20 protein-coding genes and 1 tRNA gene are annotated in these 19,338 nt (G+C 36.0%); 9 read left to right on the top strand and 12 right to left on the bottom strand.

Annotated elements, in window-relative coordinates; translation table 11 throughout:
- A partial coding sequence (locus ACS8MM_RS01025) for a phage integrase N-terminal SAM-like domain-containing protein (protein WP_379712119.1) occupies window positions 1-415 on the bottom strand: 415 nt, incomplete at its 3' end.
- A gap of 234 nt (window positions 416-649) precedes the next feature.
- On the opposite strand from ACS8MM_RS01025, the gene ACS8MM_RS01030 reads away from it, so the two are divergent.
- Window positions 650-1,153 carry a hypothetical protein gene (locus ACS8MM_RS01030; RefSeq protein ID WP_379712121.1) on the top strand — a complete coding sequence of 168 codons (504 nt, stop codon included), beginning with the start codon at window positions 650-652 and terminating at the stop codon, window positions 1,151-1,153.
- A gap of 612 nt (window positions 1,154-1,765) precedes the next feature.
- Here ACS8MM_RS01030 and ACS8MM_RS01035 read toward each other — a convergent pair.
- A complete protein-coding gene (locus ACS8MM_RS01035) occupies window positions 1,766-2,371 on the bottom strand; it encodes an ACP phosphodiesterase (RefSeq protein WP_379712123.1) in 606 nt (201 codons plus the stop codon).
- Between the two features lie 112 nt (window positions 2,372-2,483).
- Between ACS8MM_RS01035 and glmM the strand changes: the two genes are divergently transcribed.
- Together glmM and ACS8MM_RS01045 are read left to right on the top strand one after the other, a co-directional pair.
- A complete protein-coding gene (gene glmM / locus ACS8MM_RS01040; RefSeq protein ID WP_379712125.1) occupies window positions 2,484-3,872 on the top strand; it encodes a phosphoglucosamine mutase in 1,389 nt (462 codons plus the stop codon).
- 122 nt (window positions 3,873-3,994) lie between these two features.
- On the top strand, window positions 3,995-5,566 hold the full coding sequence (locus ACS8MM_RS01045; protein ID WP_379712127.1) for a S41 family peptidase: 1,572 nt from the start codon (window positions 3,995-3,997) through the stop codon (window positions 5,564-5,566).
- A 40-nt stretch (window positions 5,567-5,606) separates the two neighbouring features.
- Here the strand turns inward: ACS8MM_RS01045 and ACS8MM_RS01050 are convergent, their stop codons facing one another.
- From ACS8MM_RS01050 to ACS8MM_RS01070, 5 genes are all read right to left on the bottom strand, one after another.
- On the bottom strand, window positions 5,607-6,056 hold the full coding sequence (locus tag ACS8MM_RS01050; RefSeq protein WP_379712129.1) for a hypothetical protein: 450 nt from the start codon (window positions 6,054-6,056) through the stop codon (window positions 5,607-5,609).
- A 42-nt stretch (window positions 6,057-6,098) separates the two neighbouring features.
- Window positions 6,099-6,533: a VOC family protein gene (locus ACS8MM_RS01055; protein ID WP_379712131.1), complete on the bottom strand. Its 435-nt coding sequence runs from the start codon at window positions 6,531-6,533 to the stop codon at window positions 6,099-6,101.
- 36 nt (window positions 6,534-6,569) lie between these two features.
- The gene (locus tag ACS8MM_RS01060) at window positions 6,570-7,418 is read right to left on the bottom strand and encodes an SRPBCC domain-containing protein (RefSeq protein ID WP_379712133.1); all 849 of its coding nucleotides are present in this window, start codon (window positions 7,416-7,418) and stop codon (window positions 6,570-6,572) included.
- Between the two features lie 155 nt (window positions 7,419-7,573).
- Window positions 7,574-8,167 (bottom strand): matrixin family metalloprotease, encoded by a 594-nt coding sequence (locus tag ACS8MM_RS01065; RefSeq protein ID WP_379712135.1) that lies wholly within the window; start codon window positions 8,165-8,167, stop codon window positions 7,574-7,576.
- A 3-nt stretch (window positions 8,168-8,170) separates the two neighbouring features.
- Entirely contained in the window at window positions 8,171-9,724 is a 1,554-nt protein-coding gene (locus ACS8MM_RS01070; protein WP_379712137.1) for a protein adenylyltransferase SelO, read from the bottom strand.
- A gap of 111 nt (window positions 9,725-9,835) precedes the next feature.
- Here ACS8MM_RS01070 and ACS8MM_RS01075 point away from each other — a divergent pair, with 111 nt between their 5' ends.
- On the top strand, window positions 9,836-11,323 hold the full coding sequence (locus ACS8MM_RS01075; protein ID WP_379712139.1) for an aminotransferase class V-fold PLP-dependent enzyme: 1,488 nt from the start codon (window positions 9,836-9,838) through the stop codon (window positions 11,321-11,323).
- Between the two features lie 37 nt (window positions 11,324-11,360).
- Here the strand turns inward: ACS8MM_RS01075 and ACS8MM_RS01080 are convergent, their stop codons facing one another.
- Entirely contained in the window at window positions 11,361-12,257 is an 897-nt protein-coding gene (locus tag ACS8MM_RS01080) for a lysophospholipid acyltransferase family protein (protein ID WP_379714980.1), read from the bottom strand.
- Between the two features lie 71 nt (window positions 12,258-12,328).
- On the opposite strand from ACS8MM_RS01080, the gene ACS8MM_RS01085 reads away from it, so the two are divergent.
- The 3 genes from ACS8MM_RS01085 to ACS8MM_RS01095 all read left to right on the top strand — a co-directional run bounded on the left by ACS8MM_RS01085 (window position 12,329) and on the right by ACS8MM_RS01095 (window position 14,568).
- A complete protein-coding gene (locus ACS8MM_RS01085) occupies window positions 12,329-12,955 on the top strand; it encodes a rhomboid family intramembrane serine protease (protein ID WP_379712141.1) in 627 nt (208 codons plus the stop codon).
- Window positions 12,956-13,003: 48 nt separating this feature from the next.
- On the top strand, window positions 13,004-13,699 hold the full coding sequence (locus ACS8MM_RS01090; protein WP_379712143.1) for an SIMPL domain-containing protein: 696 nt from the start codon (window positions 13,004-13,006) through the stop codon (window positions 13,697-13,699).
- Between the two features lie 92 nt (window positions 13,700-13,791).
- Window positions 13,792-14,568: a patatin-like phospholipase family protein gene (locus ACS8MM_RS01095; RefSeq protein ID WP_379712145.1), complete on the top strand. Its 777-nt coding sequence runs from the start codon at window positions 13,792-13,794 to the stop codon at window positions 14,566-14,568.
- 1,096 nt (window positions 14,569-15,664) lie between these two features.
- Here ACS8MM_RS01095 and ACS8MM_RS01100 read toward each other — a convergent pair.
- The 3 genes from ACS8MM_RS01100 to ACS8MM_RS01110 form a co-directional block, all read right to left on the bottom strand.
- Window positions 15,665-15,745 (bottom strand) — tRNA-Tyr (locus ACS8MM_RS01100).
- 172 nt (window positions 15,746-15,917) lie between these two features.
- Window positions 15,918-16,376, bottom strand: coding sequence for a peroxiredoxin family protein (locus tag ACS8MM_RS01105; protein WP_379714982.1), 459 nt, complete (start codon window positions 16,374-16,376; stop codon window positions 15,918-15,920).
- Entirely contained in the window at window positions 16,334-17,071 is a 738-nt protein-coding gene (locus ACS8MM_RS01110; RefSeq protein WP_379712147.1) for a DUF4369 domain-containing protein, read from the bottom strand. The genes ACS8MM_RS01105 and ACS8MM_RS01110 overlap by 43 nt, the downstream gene beginning before the upstream one ends.
- Window positions 17,072-17,232: 161 nt before the next feature.
- Here ACS8MM_RS01110 and ACS8MM_RS01115 point away from each other — a divergent pair, with 161 nt between their 5' ends.
- Both ACS8MM_RS01115 and ACS8MM_RS01120 read left to right on the top strand, forming a co-directional pair.
- Window positions 17,233-17,709, top strand: a complete 477-nt coding sequence (locus tag ACS8MM_RS01115; RefSeq protein ID WP_379712149.1) for a hypothetical protein — start codon at window positions 17,233-17,235, stop codon at window positions 17,707-17,709.
- Window positions 17,706-17,861, top strand: coding sequence for a hypothetical protein (locus ACS8MM_RS01120; RefSeq protein WP_379712151.1), 156 nt, complete (start codon window positions 17,706-17,708; stop codon window positions 17,859-17,861). The genes ACS8MM_RS01115 and ACS8MM_RS01120 overlap by 4 nt, the downstream gene beginning before the upstream one ends.
- Window positions 17,862-17,876: 15 nt before the next feature.
- Here the strand turns inward: ACS8MM_RS01120 and ACS8MM_RS01125 are convergent, their stop codons facing one another.
- On the bottom strand, window positions 17,877-19,289 hold the full coding sequence (locus ACS8MM_RS01125; protein ID WP_379712153.1) for an MBL fold metallo-hydrolase: 1,413 nt from the start codon (window positions 19,287-19,289) through the stop codon (window positions 17,877-17,879).
- Window positions 19,290-19,338 lie beyond the last annotated feature (49 nt).

Consider the following 19,338-nt stretch of genomic DNA (forward strand, 5'->3'; position numbering starts at 1 on the left):
ACTTTTGATAAGATGACGAAAGCCGGTGCTTTATGATATAATCGTTGTTGTAGCGTATAACATCCTCATTCGTGATGTCTTTTACCGGCTTTTCCCTGTAGAATACCAAAAATGATTGCAACGCATCACAATAGGATTTTATGGTATTCTGACTGTATCGCTTCGATTTTAAATGTCTGGAAAAATTTTCAATCGCTAAAATACCTTCTTCAGAAGGCATAGACTCTTGTATTGTTTTTAATTTAAATCGGATTCTGTTGGCTTCAGTATCGGGAACATGCCATAACTGTAGGGTTTGGCTCCATTTTGAACCTTCAAATTGCTTGATTCGGGCAATCAGTTCTTTGTTTTTCTCAAAAATAACAGCAATCCGGATTTCTCCGTGGTGTCGTATCAGGCGTGCATTCCATTTCATTTTGTCGGGCTTATAAAAACGTGAATATAAGAATTTTATACCGAATTCACAACCCTGTCAGCGGCGGTTACTGAGCCTTTTGAAGTATCGTAGTGGCTGAGGATCTCGAAGCCATACTAAAGTCAAAAATCCAACAATCCAACAATCCAATAATCGAACAATCCAATAATCCAACAATCCAAATTTCAATTTTTCCCTCTGTTGCAAGGTTTTTTTATGCCTTTCTTTGAATAGTTGTTAGTACACGGTAAATTAATACATCCGCACGCTTACAATTTTCAAGCGCACGATACATTATTACATCCGCACGCTTACAATTTTCAAACGCACGATACATTATTACATCCGCACGCTTACAATTTTCAAACGCACGATACATTATATCATCCACACACTTACAATTATCAAACGCACGATACATTATTACATTCGCACGTTTACCATTACCAAACGCACGATACATTATTACATTCGCACGTTTACCATTACCAAACGCACGATACATTATGTCATCCGCACGCTTACCATTACCAAACGCACGATACATTATGTCATCCGCACGCTTACCATTACCAAACGCACGATACATTATGGCATGCGCACGCTTACAATTACCATCCGCACGATACATTATGGCATCCGCACGCTTACAATTTTCAAACCCACGATAAATTATTATATCCGCACGTTTACAATGATCAAACGCACGATAAATTATTTTATCCACACGCTCAATAGTATCAAATGCACACTAAGTTATGGTTTCCGCACTCTACTTTTTAACTCCCATCACTCCCAAACCGCAATACCCAAGAAGATCTCATAGCATACTCCGTGAAAAACAACGAAAGTACGAAGTGGGAGTGATCCGCGTAGCCGAGGAGGCACGACGAGCGGTTCCTATTACGTCATCCCTCGGCCACAGATTCGCAGGCGAGGTTCCAATCATTGAAGAATCCGTAAAAAGAAAAGCTGTTTGAGCCCAGAGGGCGAGTTCTTTTCTTTTAGGATTCGAAATGAAATTGGAACGCCGAGAATCGAAGCCTTGACTTTTTGTTTCTTTTGTGTCAAGACAAAAGAAAAGAGTAAAAAATGAGTTAGTTTTTAGGAGTAGACTATGCAGTCTTGACCTTTGCTGTGTCTCGTCATCAGAAGAGATGTCAAGACAAAAAAGAAAAGAAAGCACTACGAGCGGTTCGGGTCGCGAAACGTAGTACTGAGTTAGTTTTTGGAGTAGACGATGCAGTCTTGATCTTTGCTGTGTCTCGGCCTTAGACGAGATTTCTGCCTGTCTCGTCATCAGACGAGATGTCAAGGCAAAAGAAAAGAAAAGAAGAACATCACGATTCGTTAGGAATTCGAATCAAAATCCATAAGCTCTTTCAAACGCAAACGACACACCTCCCGTAACTCTTCAAAAAACAGGGTAAACTCCTCCTCAAACTCAAGGTAAAATTCCTGTAATTCCGCCATAGCATTTTGCATATGTGCACGATGTTTTGTTCGGTAATCCATCTGAAACAGTATCATTTCAAGTCCAGCTAATGAAGCATAACTCACCAGCCAATTCCGAGCAATCATATACGGCATCATATTTTGGGTTTTCTCAGTAAGCAGTTCGTAATGTTGCCGCAAAGATTGGTAAAAACGTTCCGCATACTCTTCCAAAGGTTCGTGATGATAATGACTCCAGTTTTTTGCCAAAAAATGGTCATAGATAATGTCCATAATCACTCCCGAATAATGACCATAACGCTCATGCAATCGGTGCTTGCTCTTTCGGTACGTCGGATGTGCATCGGTAAAGCTGTCAATAGTTCGGTGCAACAAAACACCTTGCTGAATCTCCTTCGGGAACTGAAGGTATTGGTTGCCACGAATGCCATCGGCCATGAAATTGCCAATAGAAATCAACTCGTTTTCCCCGGAAAGGTAGATGTGTGCCAAAAAGTTCATAGGTCGAATATAATCATTTCGTATTGAAATTTGAAATTCATATCATTTTTACTACCTTCCAAATTCATATCTTTGCTAGTAATAAATAAAAGTAGAACTCATAATTTAGAATATGACATTAATAAAATCAATTTCAGGAATTCGCGGAACCATCGGTGGAAAAGTAGGAGACAACCTAACTCCTGTTGATGCAGTGAAGTTTGCTTCGGCTTATGGTACTTTTTTAAAACAAAATATTCAGAAAGACCGATTGAAAGTATGTATTGGTCGCGATGCCCGAATCTCAGGCCCCATGATTCATAATCTAGTGGTAAATACCCTTGTAGGTTTAGGAATTGATGTTATCGATTTAGGATTGTCAACAACACCAACTGTCGAAATCGCTGTGCCTTTGGAACAAGCCGATGGTGGAATCATCTTAACGGCTTCTCATAATCCAAAACAATGGAATGCCTTAAAATTATTGAATGCCAAAGGGGAATTCCTGAGCGGTGCAGATGGTGCTAAAATATTAGAGATTGCAGAAAACGAAGCTTTCGATTTCGTAGAGGTGGATTTCTTGGGTGAAGTAACAGAAAACGATGCTTACATGGATATCCACATCGATGAAGTGTTGGAATTGCCACTAGTGGATGCCGATTTAGTTAAAACGAAGAAGTTCAAAGTTGTGGTTGATGGTGTGAATTCATCAGGAGGAATCATCATCCCGAAATTATTGGAACAAATGGGTGTGGAAGTAGTGAAGCTGTACTGCGAACCGAATGGCCATTTCCCACATAACCCGGAACCGTTGAAAGAACATTTGGGCGACATCTGTAAATTGGTCGTGGAAGAAAAAGCCGATTTCGGGATTGTTGTCGATCCGGATGTAGACCGTTTAGCGTTTATTTCTAACGATGGTGAAATGTTCGGCGAAGAATACACTTTAGTAGCTGTAGCCGATTATGTATTAAGTAAAACGCCGGGTAATACCGTTTCAAATATGTCGTCTTCTCGTGCCTTGCGTGATATTACCGAAAAACACAACGGTAGCTACCAAGCCAGTGCAGTAGGTGAGGTGAATGTTGTAGAATTGATGAAAGCTAGTAACGCTATCATCGGTGGTGAAGGGAACGGAGGTATCATCTATCCGGAAAGTCACTATGGTCGCGATGCACTTGTTGGGGTAGCTTTGTTCTTAACCTATTTGGCCAACCAAAGTCAATCGGTTGCCGAATTAAGAGCGTCGTATCCTCAGTATTTCATGAGTAAGAATAAAATTGAACTCACACCACAAATCGATGTCGATGGGGTATTGAAGACTATTTTTGAGAAATACCAGAGTGAAAAGATTTCTACTATTGATGGTGTGAAAATTGACTTTGCTTCAGAATGGGTTCACCTACGTAAATCCAATACAGAGCCAATTATTCGTATCTATACTGAGGCACCTACACAACAGGCTGCCGATGTATTGGCAGATCGTTTTGTTACCGAATTGAAACAAATAGCAGGTATCTAACATACAATATAATGTAACAATAACCCTGGGTTGATAACTCAGGGTTATTTTTTAAGGAATTATAGAATAAAATGTAACATTTCTGTATTTTTCCGACTTAAAGAGTGCCAACACATCCAATTATGAGTCCAATCCGTCTGTTTTTTTGTACCGCTTTAGCCAGTTCATTGCTGCTTATTTCTTGCGCATCCGTTGAAAAACACAATAAAAGAAGAAGTGAAAAAATTACTGTAGAAAAGCTTCAGCATGATATCGACTATGTGGAACGTAAACTCTACAAACTTCATCCAAGTCTTGATTTGTATATCACAAAAGAGCAGTTGAGCTTCAAATTCGATAGTATCCGAAATGTAGTCAATAAACCAATGACCAGCAAGGAATTCTATTTTGTAATCAGTCCGGTGATTGCATCTGTCCATCAAGGTCATATGTCAATGATTCCTATGACTAAACGATATTCCAGAAAAGAACTCAAAAGATTGAAAAAAGCGGGGGAAGGACCTTTATCGCAATTCAAATACGACTGGGAAAACGGAAAGTTGTATGTCATTAAAAACAATTCTAAGTTTTCAGATATTCAATTGGGTACCGAAATAGTTGCAATCAAAAATATCAAACCACAGGATCTTTACAATAAATACAGACAAAGTATTACTTCTGATGGATACAATACAACTTTTCCAAGGAAATGGTTTTTAAGAAGATTTCCAGTGCTTCTTTCGGATGAAATCGAGAGCAATGACAGCCTTAGATTTGAGTTCAAGTATAAAGATTCTGTATTTTTCAAAATGATCAATCGCAAGAAACCTCAAAAGAAGGAAAGATTGGCATCGGGTAAAGACACACTCAGTAAGTCTGTTCGTAAAGCAAATGCGAAATTGGAACGAAAAAAGAAAAAAATCTTTGGATATGATACTAAAACTAAAGAATATAGTAAGTCATTACAATTTTTAGGAAATGATAAATCAGTGGCGTATCTAAAAATTAACGATTTTACAGACGGGAATTTCCGAAAAGCGTATAAGATACTATTCGACAGTATCAAAAAAAGGGAGAGCGCAACTTTGGTTATTGATTTAAGAGATAATCCAGGTGGGAGGATGAACGAGATTATGAATTTGTATTCGTACCTGACCAATCAAGACTTTATTTTGACACAGCCGGCAATAGTAACCTCTAAAACGAGTATGTGGCAAGCGGGTATTTTTTCTAATATTCCGGTAATTACTTATCCTCTAGCAGGTGTGGCTTATCCTTTTTATATGGGATTCACCTATTTCAAAGTGAAAAAGAAGGATGACGGTACGTATTACAATACAATCAATTCATCGAAATTGCAAAAACCGAACCCCAATAATTTTGGAGGGAAGATTTATGTACTTATTAATGGGGGGAGTTTTTCGGCATCCTGCATTCTGTCCACAGCATTAAAGGCCAATAAGGATATTACTTTTGTTGGCGAAGAAACGGGCGGTGATTTCAATGGAACTGTCGCAGGCTTTATGCCGGTTTTGACGCTACCGAATTCGAAAATCAAATGGCGATTGGGTCTATTGGATATCCGTCCGGTAAATCAAACTAACGTCATTGGTCATGGTATATATCCGGATAAAGAAATAGTAAAAACGATTAACGATATAATAACCAATAAAGATCCTGAATTGGAATGGGTTTTAAAAGAGTTAGGGAAATAATGCAAATAAAAAAAGGGTAAGATTTCTTACCCTTTTTTTATTAATGCTTACCATGTTTTCCATGACCTTTACCATGTTTGTGATGATGGTCGTGGTGGTCATCGTGATCATAATGATGCACTTCGATCACTTTTACTTTTTGAGGTTTCGCTTTTTTGTATTTTTTGTACTTCACTACGTGAATTTGATTTTGTACATACGGACGTTCTCCAACAAAATCCAATTCGATTTGAGCACTTTTTCCTAGGTTAATGCCTACAAAGATTCTTGGTACAGCAGTTCGTGCTACCCAGTTTCTTCCGCTTAAGTAAATGTAATTTCTAGAACGTAAATCATAGTACATATTTTCGTCAGGGAAATAGACATATCTTGTTTTTGCACGATACCCGTGAGCCGGTGCCCATGGCGGTGGTCCTTGAGCAAATAGATTATCAGGAACAATCAAAAACAGAAAAGCAGTAATAATAAATGTTCTAATACAATTTTTCATAATTTAATAGGTTAAGGTTATAAAACAGCTAAATATAGTAAATTATTGTGGCTGTTGGTCAAAATTTACCATCCAGTTAATACCGAATTTATCAACAAACATGCCAAAATAAGCACCCCAGAAGGTGTCAGCCAATGGCATGATGATTTTGCCACCAGCTGAAAGACCATTAAATAGACGGTCAGCCTCGTCTTTATTTTCAGTATTAATTGATACCGAAAAATTATTTCCAAAGGTTACCGTACCGCTTCCTTCAGTACTGTCACTAGCCATTAAAACTGTTTCTTTACTGATTGGAAGAGATACGTGCATGATTTTATTCGCCTCTTCTTCTGTTGGTGGAGGGCAATTGTCGTCAGCAGGCATATCTTTGAATCTACCGATAAATGAAAATTCTCCTCCGAAAACCGATTTATAAAAGTTAAATGCTTCTTCTGTATTACCATTAAAAGTTAGATAAACGTTTACAGTTGCCATAATTGATTGTTTTTTATTAGTTTTTTGATTTATTATTTATTCGGTATATTTTTTAAAATTATCTAGAATAGCTTGCCATCCTCCACGCTGTAAATCTACGCTGTGAACATTCTCAGGTTCAAAATTTTCTGTAAGGATTGTCTTTCCATCCAAAACATTAAATTTCACCACTACTTTTCGGCCATCACCATCCATGGTATACGCAATTTTTTGATGTGGAATGATTTCTGTGTAAGTTCCGGTGAAGTCAAAGCTATTGGCACCGTCTTTGGATGCCATAGTTGACTTGAATTGTTGTCCTACTTCAAGATTGTTTTCAGCATTAGGACAATGCCAGTCGTCTGTAGCGAAATTCCAATTAACAATATGTTCAGGATTCGTAAAATAGTCCCATACTTTTTCAACAGGAGCATCTAAAACGGCTCTAACAGAAATGGACTTGGTTTCGGGATTTTCAGCTATTGCTTTCACTTTTTGTAATGCATTAGGAAACATAGTGGTAAAAAAGTCTTCATATTCTTCAACACTTTCTACTTCGACATGTAAAGAAGTGGTGCCGTTTTCCCCAGTTAACACATATTTTTCGATACAACCAGACCATCTTTGAATGTTTTCATTGATGGGTTGTTCTTCATGATTTACAATTTCAGTGATGTGGGAAAAAGCCATGTTTTCAAATGGTTTTTTTTCCACTATTGTAGAAGCCATTCCTGAACCTTTCGGATCTAAAAAATGAATTTTATTACCTACTTCCCAACCGGATATTGCATGACTGCCCTCACAGAAAGCTTCCGTCCAGGTTTCGTAATTATCATCGTCCCAAAGTGAATACCAAACCTTCTCTTTCGGAGCATTGATTTCGACATTAAATTGAAATTTTTTCATAGTTTGTTATTGATTATATTGAATAGTAAGCTTTTTAAGCAGTGTGTTAATTTCGCTTTTTTTGAAAGAAAATGGATGTACACTGTTTTTAAGTGCTTGAAATTTAAAGTCTTAAATTTAGGATAATTTCAGTAATTTTAAGAATTGTTTAGTCATTATTTTAGATTCCATCCGTGTCTGATTAAAACGGTTTTACAACTGTTACAGAATTGGGTTTCTTCATTCAAAACATCTTTTCCTTCGGCATCACGCATAAAGCAATTTTTTATTGGACAATGTGGCAAGCCTTGTGTGTGACCCAATTCATGAATAGCGACTTTAAATAACTTTTCAGTTTTGTTTCCTTTCAATCGGTAGGTTGATGCAATACATGATTTTCCCGGGCGATAACCCAAACCAAAAACACCCCAGTCTGATTTGCTATCTTTGGATGTGCTGATATCTTTGGTGGTAAGACCAATTACCAACTGATTTTGCCCAGCGATATCTGTCAGATAGGCGATTAATGCATCAGCACGTCTGCGGGATTTGTTATGATTCCAGCTGCCTTCCGGAAAAGGGATGTTATCAGCAACTTTTACAGAGGAATAAATAGTCTTCAGATTTTTTTGAACCTCATAAAGATATGCTTTTGGAAACGCATCAAAAGGTTGTAAAACAATAGTTACCTTTTCCTTTTTGGGTGAAGGATTTTGATTGCAGCCGGAAAGTAATAACATTCCCAGTAAAAAAAAGAGTGTATATTTCATAGATTAAGAACTACAGGATAACATGGAACAGCCCACTTTTTCTCGTGCCCAATCCGGCCGTTTAGCAAACCACTTTTCATGATGAGGTTGATCGTCATATGGTTTTTGAAGTAATGTAAATAATTCATCAATTAGGTGGTAATTCCCTTTGTCAGCTTCTTCAATAGCTAATTGTGCCATATAATTACGAAGAACATATTTTGGATTTACAGTATCCATTCTTCGTTTTCTCTCAGAATCGTTTGTAGTTTCCTGTTGCAGACAATTGAGATAAGAATGAAGCCATTCTGTCCAATAGATTTGAATTTGATCTTTGATTTCCTCAGGTTTGTAAAAAGCAAATGCTATTTTTTGAAAAGCGGTTTTGGTATCATCTTCTTTTTTTACATCAGATAGCAATCGGAAGAAAAGAGTATAATCTGTTTCTGTAAGTTGTAAAATTTGTACCAATTGATCGATTAAAATAGCGTAATTTTCGGTTCCAATGAAGAGTCCTAATTTCTCTTGCATCATTTTTTGATATTGCAATTCAAAGTCTTTAGGGTATTGTTCTAAAATGCGTTCTAAATCGGCAGTTTCATTGATGATAGGATACAACGCATTGGCTAATTGGTACAAATTCCATAAAGCAATTTCGGGCTGGTTACCATAACGGTATCTTTTATGTTGATTGTCGGTCGTATTCGGAGTCCAATTCGGATTAAAATCTTCCAACCATCCGTACGGACCGTAATCAATGGTAATACCGTGAATGGACATATTATCCGTATTCATCACTCCATGTACAAAACCCACACGTTGCCAATGAACAACCATGTTAAGTGTTGATTGTACTACATTTTCAAAGAAATCGACATACTTCTGTTTGCCTTCAGATTTTATTTCAGGGAAATATTCCTTGATGGTAAAATCAGCTAATAATTGCAAGTTTTTCAAATCATTTCTGGAAGCTAGAATTTCAAAATTTCCAAAACGGATAAATGATGGAGCCACACGACAAACGATGGCGCCTTTTTCATAAGCGGGATTACCATTGTATAGGATATCCCGTAATACTTCATCACCACTCAAAGCAAGTGATAAAGATCGGGTAGAAGGTACACCTAATGCATGCATAGCTTCAGCACACAAGTATTCTCGTATTGATGACCGCAAAACCGCTAATCCATCTGCAGTTCTTGAGTAAGGCGTTTTTCCAGCGCCTTTCAATTGCAATGTGAGATTGTTGCTTTCGAACAAATTGATAGCTCTTCCGTCACCTAATTGTCCGGCCCAAACCCCAAATTGATGTCCGCCATAACACATTGCATAGGGGTGACTGTTTTCATAAACTGTTTTACCCGAAAAAACATTCAGGAAATCTTCACTGTTCAAATCGTCTTCTTTTAATCCAATAATGAACGCTACTTCTTTTGAAGCATGTAGGAGACTTGGTTTTGAAGGTAGGGTAGGAGTTACCAATGAATAACAAGCTTCGAAAACTTTACGGACTTCATTTTTGGTTTCCGGATCGGCAGGAAGGGATTGAGTGAATTTATTTTGGATAGAAAGTTGCATAAATCGGTGTTGCAGATAAATTTGTTATAAAGCTCAAAAATAATGATAAATGAAAGATAGTAACGTTATAAAATTGGTAAAAAATGTATCTTTGACCCAAATTTCAACACAATGATTGCAACAGAAACTAAAACTTCGTTAGAACAGTATTTTCAACAGTTCAGAGAGAATATTATAGGGATTGATCAAGCATTCGAGTCACCTTTCGGTACTAAAAAAATAATTTATACGGATTGGACTGCCTCAGGACGTTTGTATCGACCAATAGAAGAAAAAATGATGAATGAATTTGGTCCTTTTGTTGCTAATACTCACACAGAGACGACGGTTTCAGGAACAGCAATGACGATGGCTTATCATGAAGCACGTCATATCATTAAGCATCATGTCAATGCCAATCAAAATGATGTGTTAATCACAGATGGAACCGGAATGACTGGAGTCGTGAATAAGTTCCAACGTATTTTAGGTTTACGTGTTGCTGAAAATTTAAAAGAATTCACCAATATACCGAAAGAAGTAAAACCAATCGTTTTTATTTCTCACATGGAACACCATTCGAATCAAACCTCTTGGTTGGAAAGTATTGCTGATGTTGTTGTAATTCCAGCCAATGATGAAGGATTGTTTTGTTTGGAAAATTTTAAAAAGTTAGTCAATCAATACCAAGACAGAAGTTTTAAAATCGCTTCGATTACTTCATGTTCAAATGTAACCGGAATTAAAACACCGTATCATGAAGTGGCTAAAATAATGCATCAAAATGGCGGTGTATGTTTCGTAGATTTTGCCTGTTCTGGCCCTTATGTTGATATTAATATGCATCCTGAAGATCCAGAGGCTTATTTGGATGCTATTTTCTTTTCTCCACACAAATTCTTAGGAGGTCCAGGTACTTCGGGAGTGCTTGTGTTCAATAAAAATTTATATAAAAACAATGTGCCGGATTGTCCCGGAGGTGGAACGGTATCATGGACTAATCCTTGGGGTGAACATAAATACATCGACAATATTGAAGATAGGGAAGATGGTGGAACTCCCGGATTTCTACAGGTGATTAAAACAGCTTTGGCTATTCAACTGAAAGAAAAAATGGGCGTTAAAAATATCCTGGAACGTGAACACGAGATTGTAGATTATGTTTTTTCTGAATTATCTCAGGAACAAAATATCAATATTCTTGCCGGACAACACAAACAAAGATTAGGAGTAATTTCGTTTTACATAGACGATTTACATTACAATCTTGGAGTGAAATTATTGAATGACCGTTTCGGAATTCAAACCCGTGGAGGATGTAGTTGTGCTGGGACTTATGGGCATTATTTACTGCACGTAGATCAAGAAACATCCAACAGTATTACGTGTAACATAGATACGGGGAATTTGGAACAAAAACCGGGATGGATTCGTATGTCAATACATCCTACAACAACCAATTCGGAAATTCAATATGTTTGCGAATCTATTCGAGCGCTGGCTCAGCATCATAAAGAATGGGCAAACGAGTATGATTATAATCCTAAAAGCAATGAATATTTGCACAAACAAGCCAAACTTACCGAAAAAGATCTCGTAAAAAGTTGGTTTACGATATAAAAAAAAGCGCAGGTTGAACTGCGCTTTTTTTATGGAATTATTTTCTATGTTTCCATCTTTTATGTGTCCAAAGATAGTATTCCGGTGCTTCTAATATTTGTTGCTCTACCTTTCGAAGATAGGTTTCAGTGATTTCAAAGTCTGGAATCGATTGCGTGTTTCCATTGGCCAATACATCGAATGAAGCTTCATAATAACCTCTCTTTACTTTTCTGACTTTAAGCTGAATTACATTCATATCAAATTCTTTAGCCAAAGATTCTGCTCCAACGTGAACTGGAGTAGTAATCCCCATAAAGCTAGACCAATAATTTCTTTTGGACAATCTTGGAGTTTGATCACTTGCGAATCCATAAACGCACAATATGTTTTCTTTATGGTTTTTGACAATTGTTGCCTTGGTTTCCTTGGTAGTTACTAATTCGGCTTTGAATTTCGAACGAATGTCACGCACCAATTTATCAAAATGAGGGTTGGCGATTTTTTTGTAAATACCTATTCCTTTGAATTTTACATGTTTATTCATAGATATCACCCATTCGTAACTAGCATAATGCGAAGCCATAAGTGTGATGCTTTTTCCTTCAGATTCTAATTGTTTGTAGACTTCCAGGTTTTTGAACGTAAAACGACGCTCCATTTCTTTTTCGGATATGGTTAACGTTTTAATCATTTCCAAAAACATATCGCACAAATGTTGAAACGATTTTTTTTCTATTACCAATCGTTCTTCTTTACTCAAGTGAGGAAGTGCGATTTCAAGATTTTTTCGCACTGTTTTTTTACGATAACCGATAATATGATAGACGAGAAAGTAAACTACATCTGAAAATAAATAAAAAAGTCGGTAGGGTAGTATCGATATTAGCCAAAGTAGCGGATAAATAATGACAAAAACTAAGAATTGCATTGTTGAAAATTTTGTTACAAATATAGAGTTTTATTCTTGTCTGTGGTTTTATGCCTTTAAAATGGTTTTGCTATCTTTACTCTAAATTAAATTTTATGAATCTTTTTCTGATTGCAATTATTGCAGCTAATGTACTTTATAGCTATAAAGGCTTTAACGATATCTCTTTTTTTCGTAAAAACGAATTTCATACCGGTAGCATTCGTGCAGGGGAACAACATCGAATGTTTACATCGGCATTTCTACATGTTGACTATGTTCATTTGTTTTTCAATATGTTTACGCTTTACATGTTTGCTCCAGTTGTAATCTATGGATTGGGAACTTTTTCGTTTGTGCTGATTTATCTCGGAAGTTTGATTTCAGGCAGTTTGTTGACCATGTATTTTCATCAGAATGATTTTAATTACCGAGCGGTTGGTGCTTCCGGTGCTGTTGTGGGCATTATCTTTAGTTCTATTTTAATAAATGACAGTCTGTTGTTTTTCGGATTCATTCCAGGTAGTATTTACGGAGTAATTTATTTACTATCCTCCATCTACGGAATGAAAGAGAAGAATGATAATATTGGACATACAGCTCATTTCGGTGGAGCCATCGGCGGATATGCTATTACTTTATTTAAAGATCCTTCTTTGTTTGTGGATAATACCTTTATGGTCATTGTATTAGCAATTCCAATTGTTTTTCTTTTTATTTTAGAAAAGGCGGGGAAGCTATAATGGCACAACTTTTGAATACTTTCAAAACAAATTAAAAATAAATAGACTATGAAAAATTTAGTAGCAATCGTAATAACATTTTGTACCATGATGACTTACGCGCAAGATCAAAAATCAGTTCAGATTCCACAAATTAACGTTTCCGGAGAAGGAAAGATAAAAGTTACACCTGATATGGCGACAATCACAATAGGTGTCGAGAATACAGGTAAAGACGCTGCAACAGTGAAAAAAGCGAATGATGAAACTATTGATAAAGTGTTGAAATACATCAAGAAAAACGGTGTTCCTCAGACTGATTTTCAAACTACTCAAGTAAGTTTATATAAAACCTACGATTATGAGAAAAAGAAAAACAATTATGTAGCCAGCCAAACCATCACAGTTACATTAAAAGATATTAAGAAGTATGATGTTTTCATGATGGATATCACAGATACTGGAATTACGAACATTAATGGAGTTGAATTCAAATCTTCGAAATTGGAGCAATACGAAGCGGAAGCACGTAAAAAAGCGATTTTGGTTGCCAAGCAAAAAGCAAATGATTATACTAGCGCATTAGGCCAAAAAGTAGGAAAAGTGTTATTGATAACAGATAATTCAAATACTTATTATCCACATCCGGTAATGTTCAAAGGAGCTAGAGCAGAAGCCATGGATGCTGGTGCTCCAAGAGAAACACTTGCCATCGGCGAAATCGAAATTACAGCAAATGTCAATGTAACATTTGTTTTAGAATAAATGAAACCCCGATTATCGGGGTTTTTTTATGTCTGGTGTTTACGGTTGTACTTCCTTTGTTATATTTGTTGTAAGAATTTACTTTTACAACAATGATTTTAAATAAAGAATCGATAGGTTTAATTTTATCCGGTGGTGGAACAAAAGGATTGGCGCATGCCGGAGTTTTAAAGTTTTTAGAAGAGCAAGGAATTAAACCCGTTCAGATTGCCGGAACCAGTGCTGGAGCGATCGTTGCTGCGTTGTATGCCGGTGGTCAATCTCCCGAAGAAATCTTATCCTTTTTCAAGTCGATTTATTTTTTTAACTGGAAGCATTTTACGTTTAAAAAAGCGGGTATTATCGATTCCGAGGCTTTTCGACTCTATTTCAAAAGTATTTTTGAGGATAAAACATTGGGTGAGTTAAATATCAATGTACATATTACGGCTACTGATTTGGTCAAAGGGAAATTAAAAGTATTTGGTAACGATACAAAAATTGTAGATGCTGTTCTTGCATCGTCCTCCTTTCCCGGAGTTTTGTCGCCTTATGAAATAGATGGTAATTTATACAGTGATGGAGGAATTTTAAACCATTTTCCAACCGATATACTGCAAGGTCGTTGTGATTCCTTGATAGGTGTTTATGTGAGTCCAATTCAAAAGATTGAAGCGAAAGATTTGTCTTCCATCCGATCGGTTACCTCACGTGCTTTTGATTTGCTTTCTGCTAATTCGAATACGCATAAATTCAATATTTGTGATTGGGTCATAGAACCTGAAGAATTGGTCAAATTCGGCACTTTTGAGACCAGTAAGACAAAAATGGATATGATTTATAAGATTGGATATGAAGCTGCCAAGGAATCCTATCAAAACTTAATATAAGTAAAAAAGAAAAGCACTATCGAAATAATTTTAATGTAAAAGATTAGAAATATTTATTCAATTGAATATTTTTTCTGCTATTATTGAAAATCAATTCATAACTTTAATAACAATAAGTGTGAAATTCTGTTTTCCATTTATTTTCTGTTCTCTTTTTGTCCAAAAAAGACTTTATAACAAATTGGAAATACACAAAAACAGATTATCAATGAAAGCGAGCTCACCAGCGTTGGTCCTGTACATTGTATCAGGTTTATTATATTTTATAGCAGTTGTTGAAGGAATTGAAAATTTGACTCTAATAGTAAAGCCAATTATTATACCTTCTATTTTTTTTTATTATTGGCAAGAGAGTAGAGGGAAGATTAGTTTTTGGTCTTCAATGATTTTGCTGTTGTTGTTTGTTTCGGGGATTTTAAATCTTTTTTATGACGAAAGAAGTTTCTTTTTTGTAATACTATCAAACTTTATTGCCTATTGTATTCTTTTGTGTTTTGTTTTTAAAAACATTTTTGAAATTAAATTTCAATTTCCGGATAAAATAAATTTATCCTATATGATTTTGATGTTCTTGTTTTTTTTGAGCTTGTTATATTTTAGCTTGGTTTTAATGTTCGATTTACAACTTGAATTGTATTTACTAATTATTGTTTACGGAATCTCATCAGTAACATTTGGTTCATCAGCTACTATATTGTATACGCTGCAACAAAATCAAACCAATTTTTTTTTGATGATGACGAGTTTTACTTTTATTGTAAGCGATTTGTTTTTTGTAATGTATCATTTCTACAATAACTTTATATTTTTTATGGGTATAAGTATATTGAGTTATGTGGTATCGTTTTATGTTTTGGTGTATTACTTTTTGTTGGCTAAAAAAGATTTTGAGTAGTGAAGAAATAAATAATCTGGACTTAGTGGTTTTAGTAAGGTGGAATAAAAAATGAGAACCTTTAGGTTCGCCTTTATTGTGGGGAGAGCAGGATTACTGCACTTCGTTTCGTGATCCTGAGTAAGGTTTCCTTACTCAAGCTAATTAAAACAAAAAAAGCACTCAAGTAAACTTGGTGCTTTTCTTAATTTAATTATCTTGTGGGGAGAGCAGGATTCGAACCTGCGAAGGTTTCCCAACGGATTTACAGTCCGTCCTCGTTGGCCGCTTGAGTATCTCCCCAACTATATTCTCAATAGTTTCGCTCTCAAAGCGGTTGCAAATATAGAATCATTTTTCGGGTTTCCAAACAAAAAATAAAGATAATTTTAAACTTTTTTGTAAGTGATTGGTAGTAAATACAATAAAAAAAGCCCAGCAAACGCTGGGCTTTTAATTTTTAGGATTTTAAAGGCTATTTTGCTAATAATTCTAACACTTTAGCTTTTAATTCGGCACCATAAATATCTCTTGCGACAATATTTCCTTTGGCATCAAGAACAAATGTGGAAGGAATACTTTCAATACCGTACAATTTTGCGATAGGTTCATCCCAGTACATTAAATTCGATACATGATTCCAAGTCAATTTGTCTTTCGCAATGGCTTGTTTCCATTTCGTTGCATCTTTATCCAAAGAAACTCCAATGATGTTTAATCCTTTTGAATGTAACTCGTTATAAAGTGCTACAACATTTGGATTTTCCTTACGACAAGGAGGACACCATGAAGCCCAAAAATCAATAATCGTAACTTTACCTAATGATTGTTGTAATGAGATTACTTTACCTTCAGGATTCTTTGCGCTAAAGTTGGGTGCAGGAGTCTCTTTTAGTTTACTTTTTTTTTTGGACCTGGTTGAGACTCTTGTAATGCTTTCTCGTAATCATCAAGATTTTTTTGAATTCTCTTACCAGTTGAAGTTGATTTTACACTACTGCTAAGGTTTTCAAAATGTTTTTTTGTTTTTGCAATATCAGCTTGTGGTGTTGCAAACAATTCCTGAATGATTAATAATGAAAGGAATGAATCTGGATTATTTTCAACAAACTTTGTTTTTACTGTAGTAAACTCTTCATTTAATTTTTTATAATCATCCGTCAACTTTTTCATTGTAGGAGTATCTTTCTTAGCCATTGCTTCCCCATAAGCCTTTTCGTTATCTTTTTCAAAAGCTGCTACTCTCACTTGGACTTTCATCAAGTCTTTTCTGTATGCATTAAGCTGATCATTAGTGGTACTTCCTGAAATAGTTGCAACACCAAGTGCTAAACTGTCTTTAGTTCCTTTTACATTAATGTTTCCTTTTTCAAGAATTAACATAAATCCACCAATTTGATCAAAACGTACTCTGTGCATTAAAGGCTCTTCTGCTTTTCCTTCAAATTCAAATTTACCATCTTTTACAACCGTTGTATCAACTCCTGTAATACCAGTTGTAGCAGATTCATTTTGTTTTTCTAAATAAACCTTAGTTCCATCAGGCATTCCTTTGATTTCTCCTGAAACTTTATACTTGCTACATGAAGCGGCAAGAACAGAAAGGGCAATAATTGCTAATTTTTTCATCAGTTTTATAATTTTGTTCGCAAAAATAAATGATTTGTTCAGAAATCAAACTACTTTTATACTTTATTTAATACTTGTTTTGTGTGATTCGGGAAAACGCAACATTTCAATTACCACCCAATACTTTTAAAAATACTTTTTGTGTATTCACAGAAGTAAATGTGTCAAATCTACAGGACAGAAGTCCGGATTTTGAGAGTGATTCTGGAAGTAAATATTATTATACAGAACAAGGAATGTACCGTTTGTCGAACCATTGGGGTAGATTAGGCAATTCCAAATGGCGTCTTATTGAAAACGGCGATACATCGGCTTCAAAAGTAAAACTTGGTTATGCCAATTGGGAAGACTTTTTTCCGGATAACAAATACGAAGCCTTGTATTATGTAACTGTCGATTTTGAAACTCGAACAGTATTGTACCAACATAAATTAAGCAAAAATTATGACGATATGGCCGTAGTGAGAACCAGCGATGATACAATGAAAAGGGTAAGACAGGCTCGTAACATTTTGCATTTGACAAATTGGGCAAAACATTTTCCAGATTGGGAAATAGAAGTACTCAGAAAAAAAATTGTAACCGATTTAATCTATACCAACAAAACTTTGGATGAAATTAAAAGACAGTATGCATGAGCAGAAATAACGACGAAAATCGAAACAAACACAATAGTAAGTTGCACAAAGCAAAAGCAAAAGCTGCAAAACAAAAAGTTGAGCGCAAGGCTCAACTTAAAGCTATTTTGAAGAAATTTAATGAGAATGAAAATTCTGATTTACAACAGTAATTCAATTCTCCTTTTTTATAATACTTTGCTTTGACATACAAAATCCGATTTTGGCAACTCAGTTTTGGCAATTGCGTTAAAGCCACCTTCAATTTCAGTAAAATTACGGTAACCGCGCGCTTGTAAAATGGAAGCCGCAATCATACTGCGATACCCTCCGGCACAATGTATGTAAAAATGCTCTGAAGGATCAATCTCGTTTATCCAGGTATTGATATAAGCTAAAGGTTTGCTATAGGCTTCATCAAGATGTTCAGCACTATATTCTCCTTCTTTACGGATGTCAATTACTTTGTCTTTTTCAATGTTTAATTCAGCAGCAAATTGCGTAGCCGTGATTCTTTTAACGGCATCCGTTTCTTTTCCAGAGTTTTCCCACGTTGCAAAACCACCTTCTAAATGCCCGAGTACATTGTCAAAACCAACACGGCTTAAACGGGTAATGGTTTCTTCTTCTTTTCCGGCATCACATACAATAAGTAGCGGTTGATTTACATCGGCAATCAATGTACCTACCCATGGTGCGAAATCACCACCAATGCCAATATTGATTGACTGAGGGATGTGTTTTTTGTAAAATTCGGCAGGATTGCGCGTATCTAATATCAAGGCATCGGCCGTATCCGCTAGTAGTTCAAAATCATTCGCAGACAACGCTTTCATTCCGTTATTCAAAACCGAATCGAAACTGCTGTACCCTTTTTTATTCATGGCTACATTCATACCAAAGTAGGCTGGAGGTGGTGTTAACCCATCCAATACCTCAGTAATGAATTCACTTTCCGTCATGTTGGCTCTTAAAGCGTAATTTTTTTCTTTTTGTTCTCCAATGGTAGAAACGGTTTCTTTACTCATGTTTTTACCACATGCAGAACCTGCTCCATGTGCAGGATATACAATCACTTCATTAGGAAGTGTCATGATTTTGGAACGCAAAGATTGGTATAGAGTAGCTGCCAATTGTTCCTGAGTCATATCAGCGGCTTTTTGTGCCAAATCCGGTCGACCTACATCACCAATAAATAAGGTATCGCCTGAGAAAATGGCATGCTCTTTTCCGTTTTTGTCTAACAATAGGTAAGTAGTACTTTCCATGGTATGCCCTGGAGTGTGAAGTACTTTAATTGTGATATTTCCAATGGTGAAAACTTGATTGTCTGTTGCAATAAGCGCATCGAATTCTGGAGTAGCCGTTGGTCCATACACAATAGGTGCTCCGGTTTTGGTACTCAAATCCAAATGTCCCGAAACGAAATCGGCATGGAAATGAGTTTCAAAGATATATTTCAGTACAACACCATCTCTTTCCAAACGGTCAAGATACGGTTGTACTTCGCGAAGCGGATCAATAATAGCGGCTTCACCATTAGAGGTAATATAATAAGCTCCTTGAGCTAAACATCCTGTATATATTTGTTCTATTAACATACTACTATAATCTATTCTTTGTTTGCAAAAATACTATATAAAAACGTAT

This window comes from Flavobacterium sp. MAHUQ-57 (genome assembly GCF_051908335.1).
Lineage (GTDB): Bacteria > Bacteroidota > Bacteroidia > Flavobacteriales > Flavobacteriaceae > Flavobacterium.

Excerpts from the sequence above, each read along its gene's own strand:
- ACS8MM_RS01070 (WP_379712137.1), bottom strand. The coding sequence starts at position 9,724 with ATGCAACTTTCTATCCAAAATAAATTCACTCAATCCCTTCCTGCCGAT.
- ACS8MM_RS01075 (WP_379712139.1), top strand. The coding sequence starts at position 9,836 with ATGATTGCAACAGAAACTAAAACTTCGTTAGAACAGTATTTTCAACAG.
- ACS8MM_RS01055 (WP_379712131.1), bottom strand. The coding sequence starts at position 6,533 with ATGGCAACTGTAAACGTTTATCTAACTTTTAATGGTAATACAGAAGAA.
- ACS8MM_RS01110 (WP_379712147.1), bottom strand. The coding sequence starts at position 17,071 with ATGAAAAAATTAGCAATTATTGCCCTTTCTGTTCTTGCCGCTTCATGT.
- glmM (WP_379712125.1), top strand. The coding sequence starts at position 2,484 with ATGACATTAATAAAATCAATTTCAGGAATTCGCGGAACCATCGGTGGA.
- ACS8MM_RS01095 (WP_379712145.1), top strand. The coding sequence starts at position 13,792 with ATGATTTTAAATAAAGAATCGATAGGTTTAATTTTATCCGGTGGTGGA.
- ACS8MM_RS01060 (WP_379712133.1), bottom strand. The coding sequence starts at position 7,418 with ATGAAAAAATTTCAATTTAATGTCGAAATCAATGCTCCGAAAGAGAAG.
- ACS8MM_RS01090 (WP_379712143.1), top strand. The coding sequence starts at position 13,004 with ATGAAAAATTTAGTAGCAATCGTAATAACATTTTGTACCATGATGACT.
- ACS8MM_RS01125 (WP_379712153.1), bottom strand. The coding sequence starts at position 19,289 with ATGTTAATAGAACAAATATATACAGGATGTTTAGCTCAAGGAGCTTAT.
- ACS8MM_RS01085 (WP_379712141.1), top strand. The coding sequence starts at position 12,329 with ATGAATCTTTTTCTGATTGCAATTATTGCAGCTAATGTACTTTATAGC.
- ACS8MM_RS01065 (WP_379712135.1), bottom strand. The coding sequence starts at position 8,167 with ATGAAATATACACTCTTTTTTTTACTGGGAATGTTATTACTTTCCGGC.
- ACS8MM_RS01045 (WP_379712127.1), top strand. The coding sequence starts at position 3,995 with ATGAGTCCAATCCGTCTGTTTTTTTGTACCGCTTTAGCCAGTTCATTG.
- ACS8MM_RS01035 (WP_379712123.1), bottom strand. The coding sequence starts at position 2,371 with ATGAACTTTTTGGCACACATCTACCTTTCCGGGGAAAACGAGTTGATT.
- ACS8MM_RS01120 (WP_379712151.1), top strand. The coding sequence starts at position 17,706 with ATGAGCAGAAATAACGACGAAAATCGAAACAAACACAATAGTAAGTTG.
- ACS8MM_RS01050 (WP_379712129.1), bottom strand. The coding sequence starts at position 6,056 with ATGAAAAATTGTATTAGAACATTTATTATTACTGCTTTTCTGTTTTTG.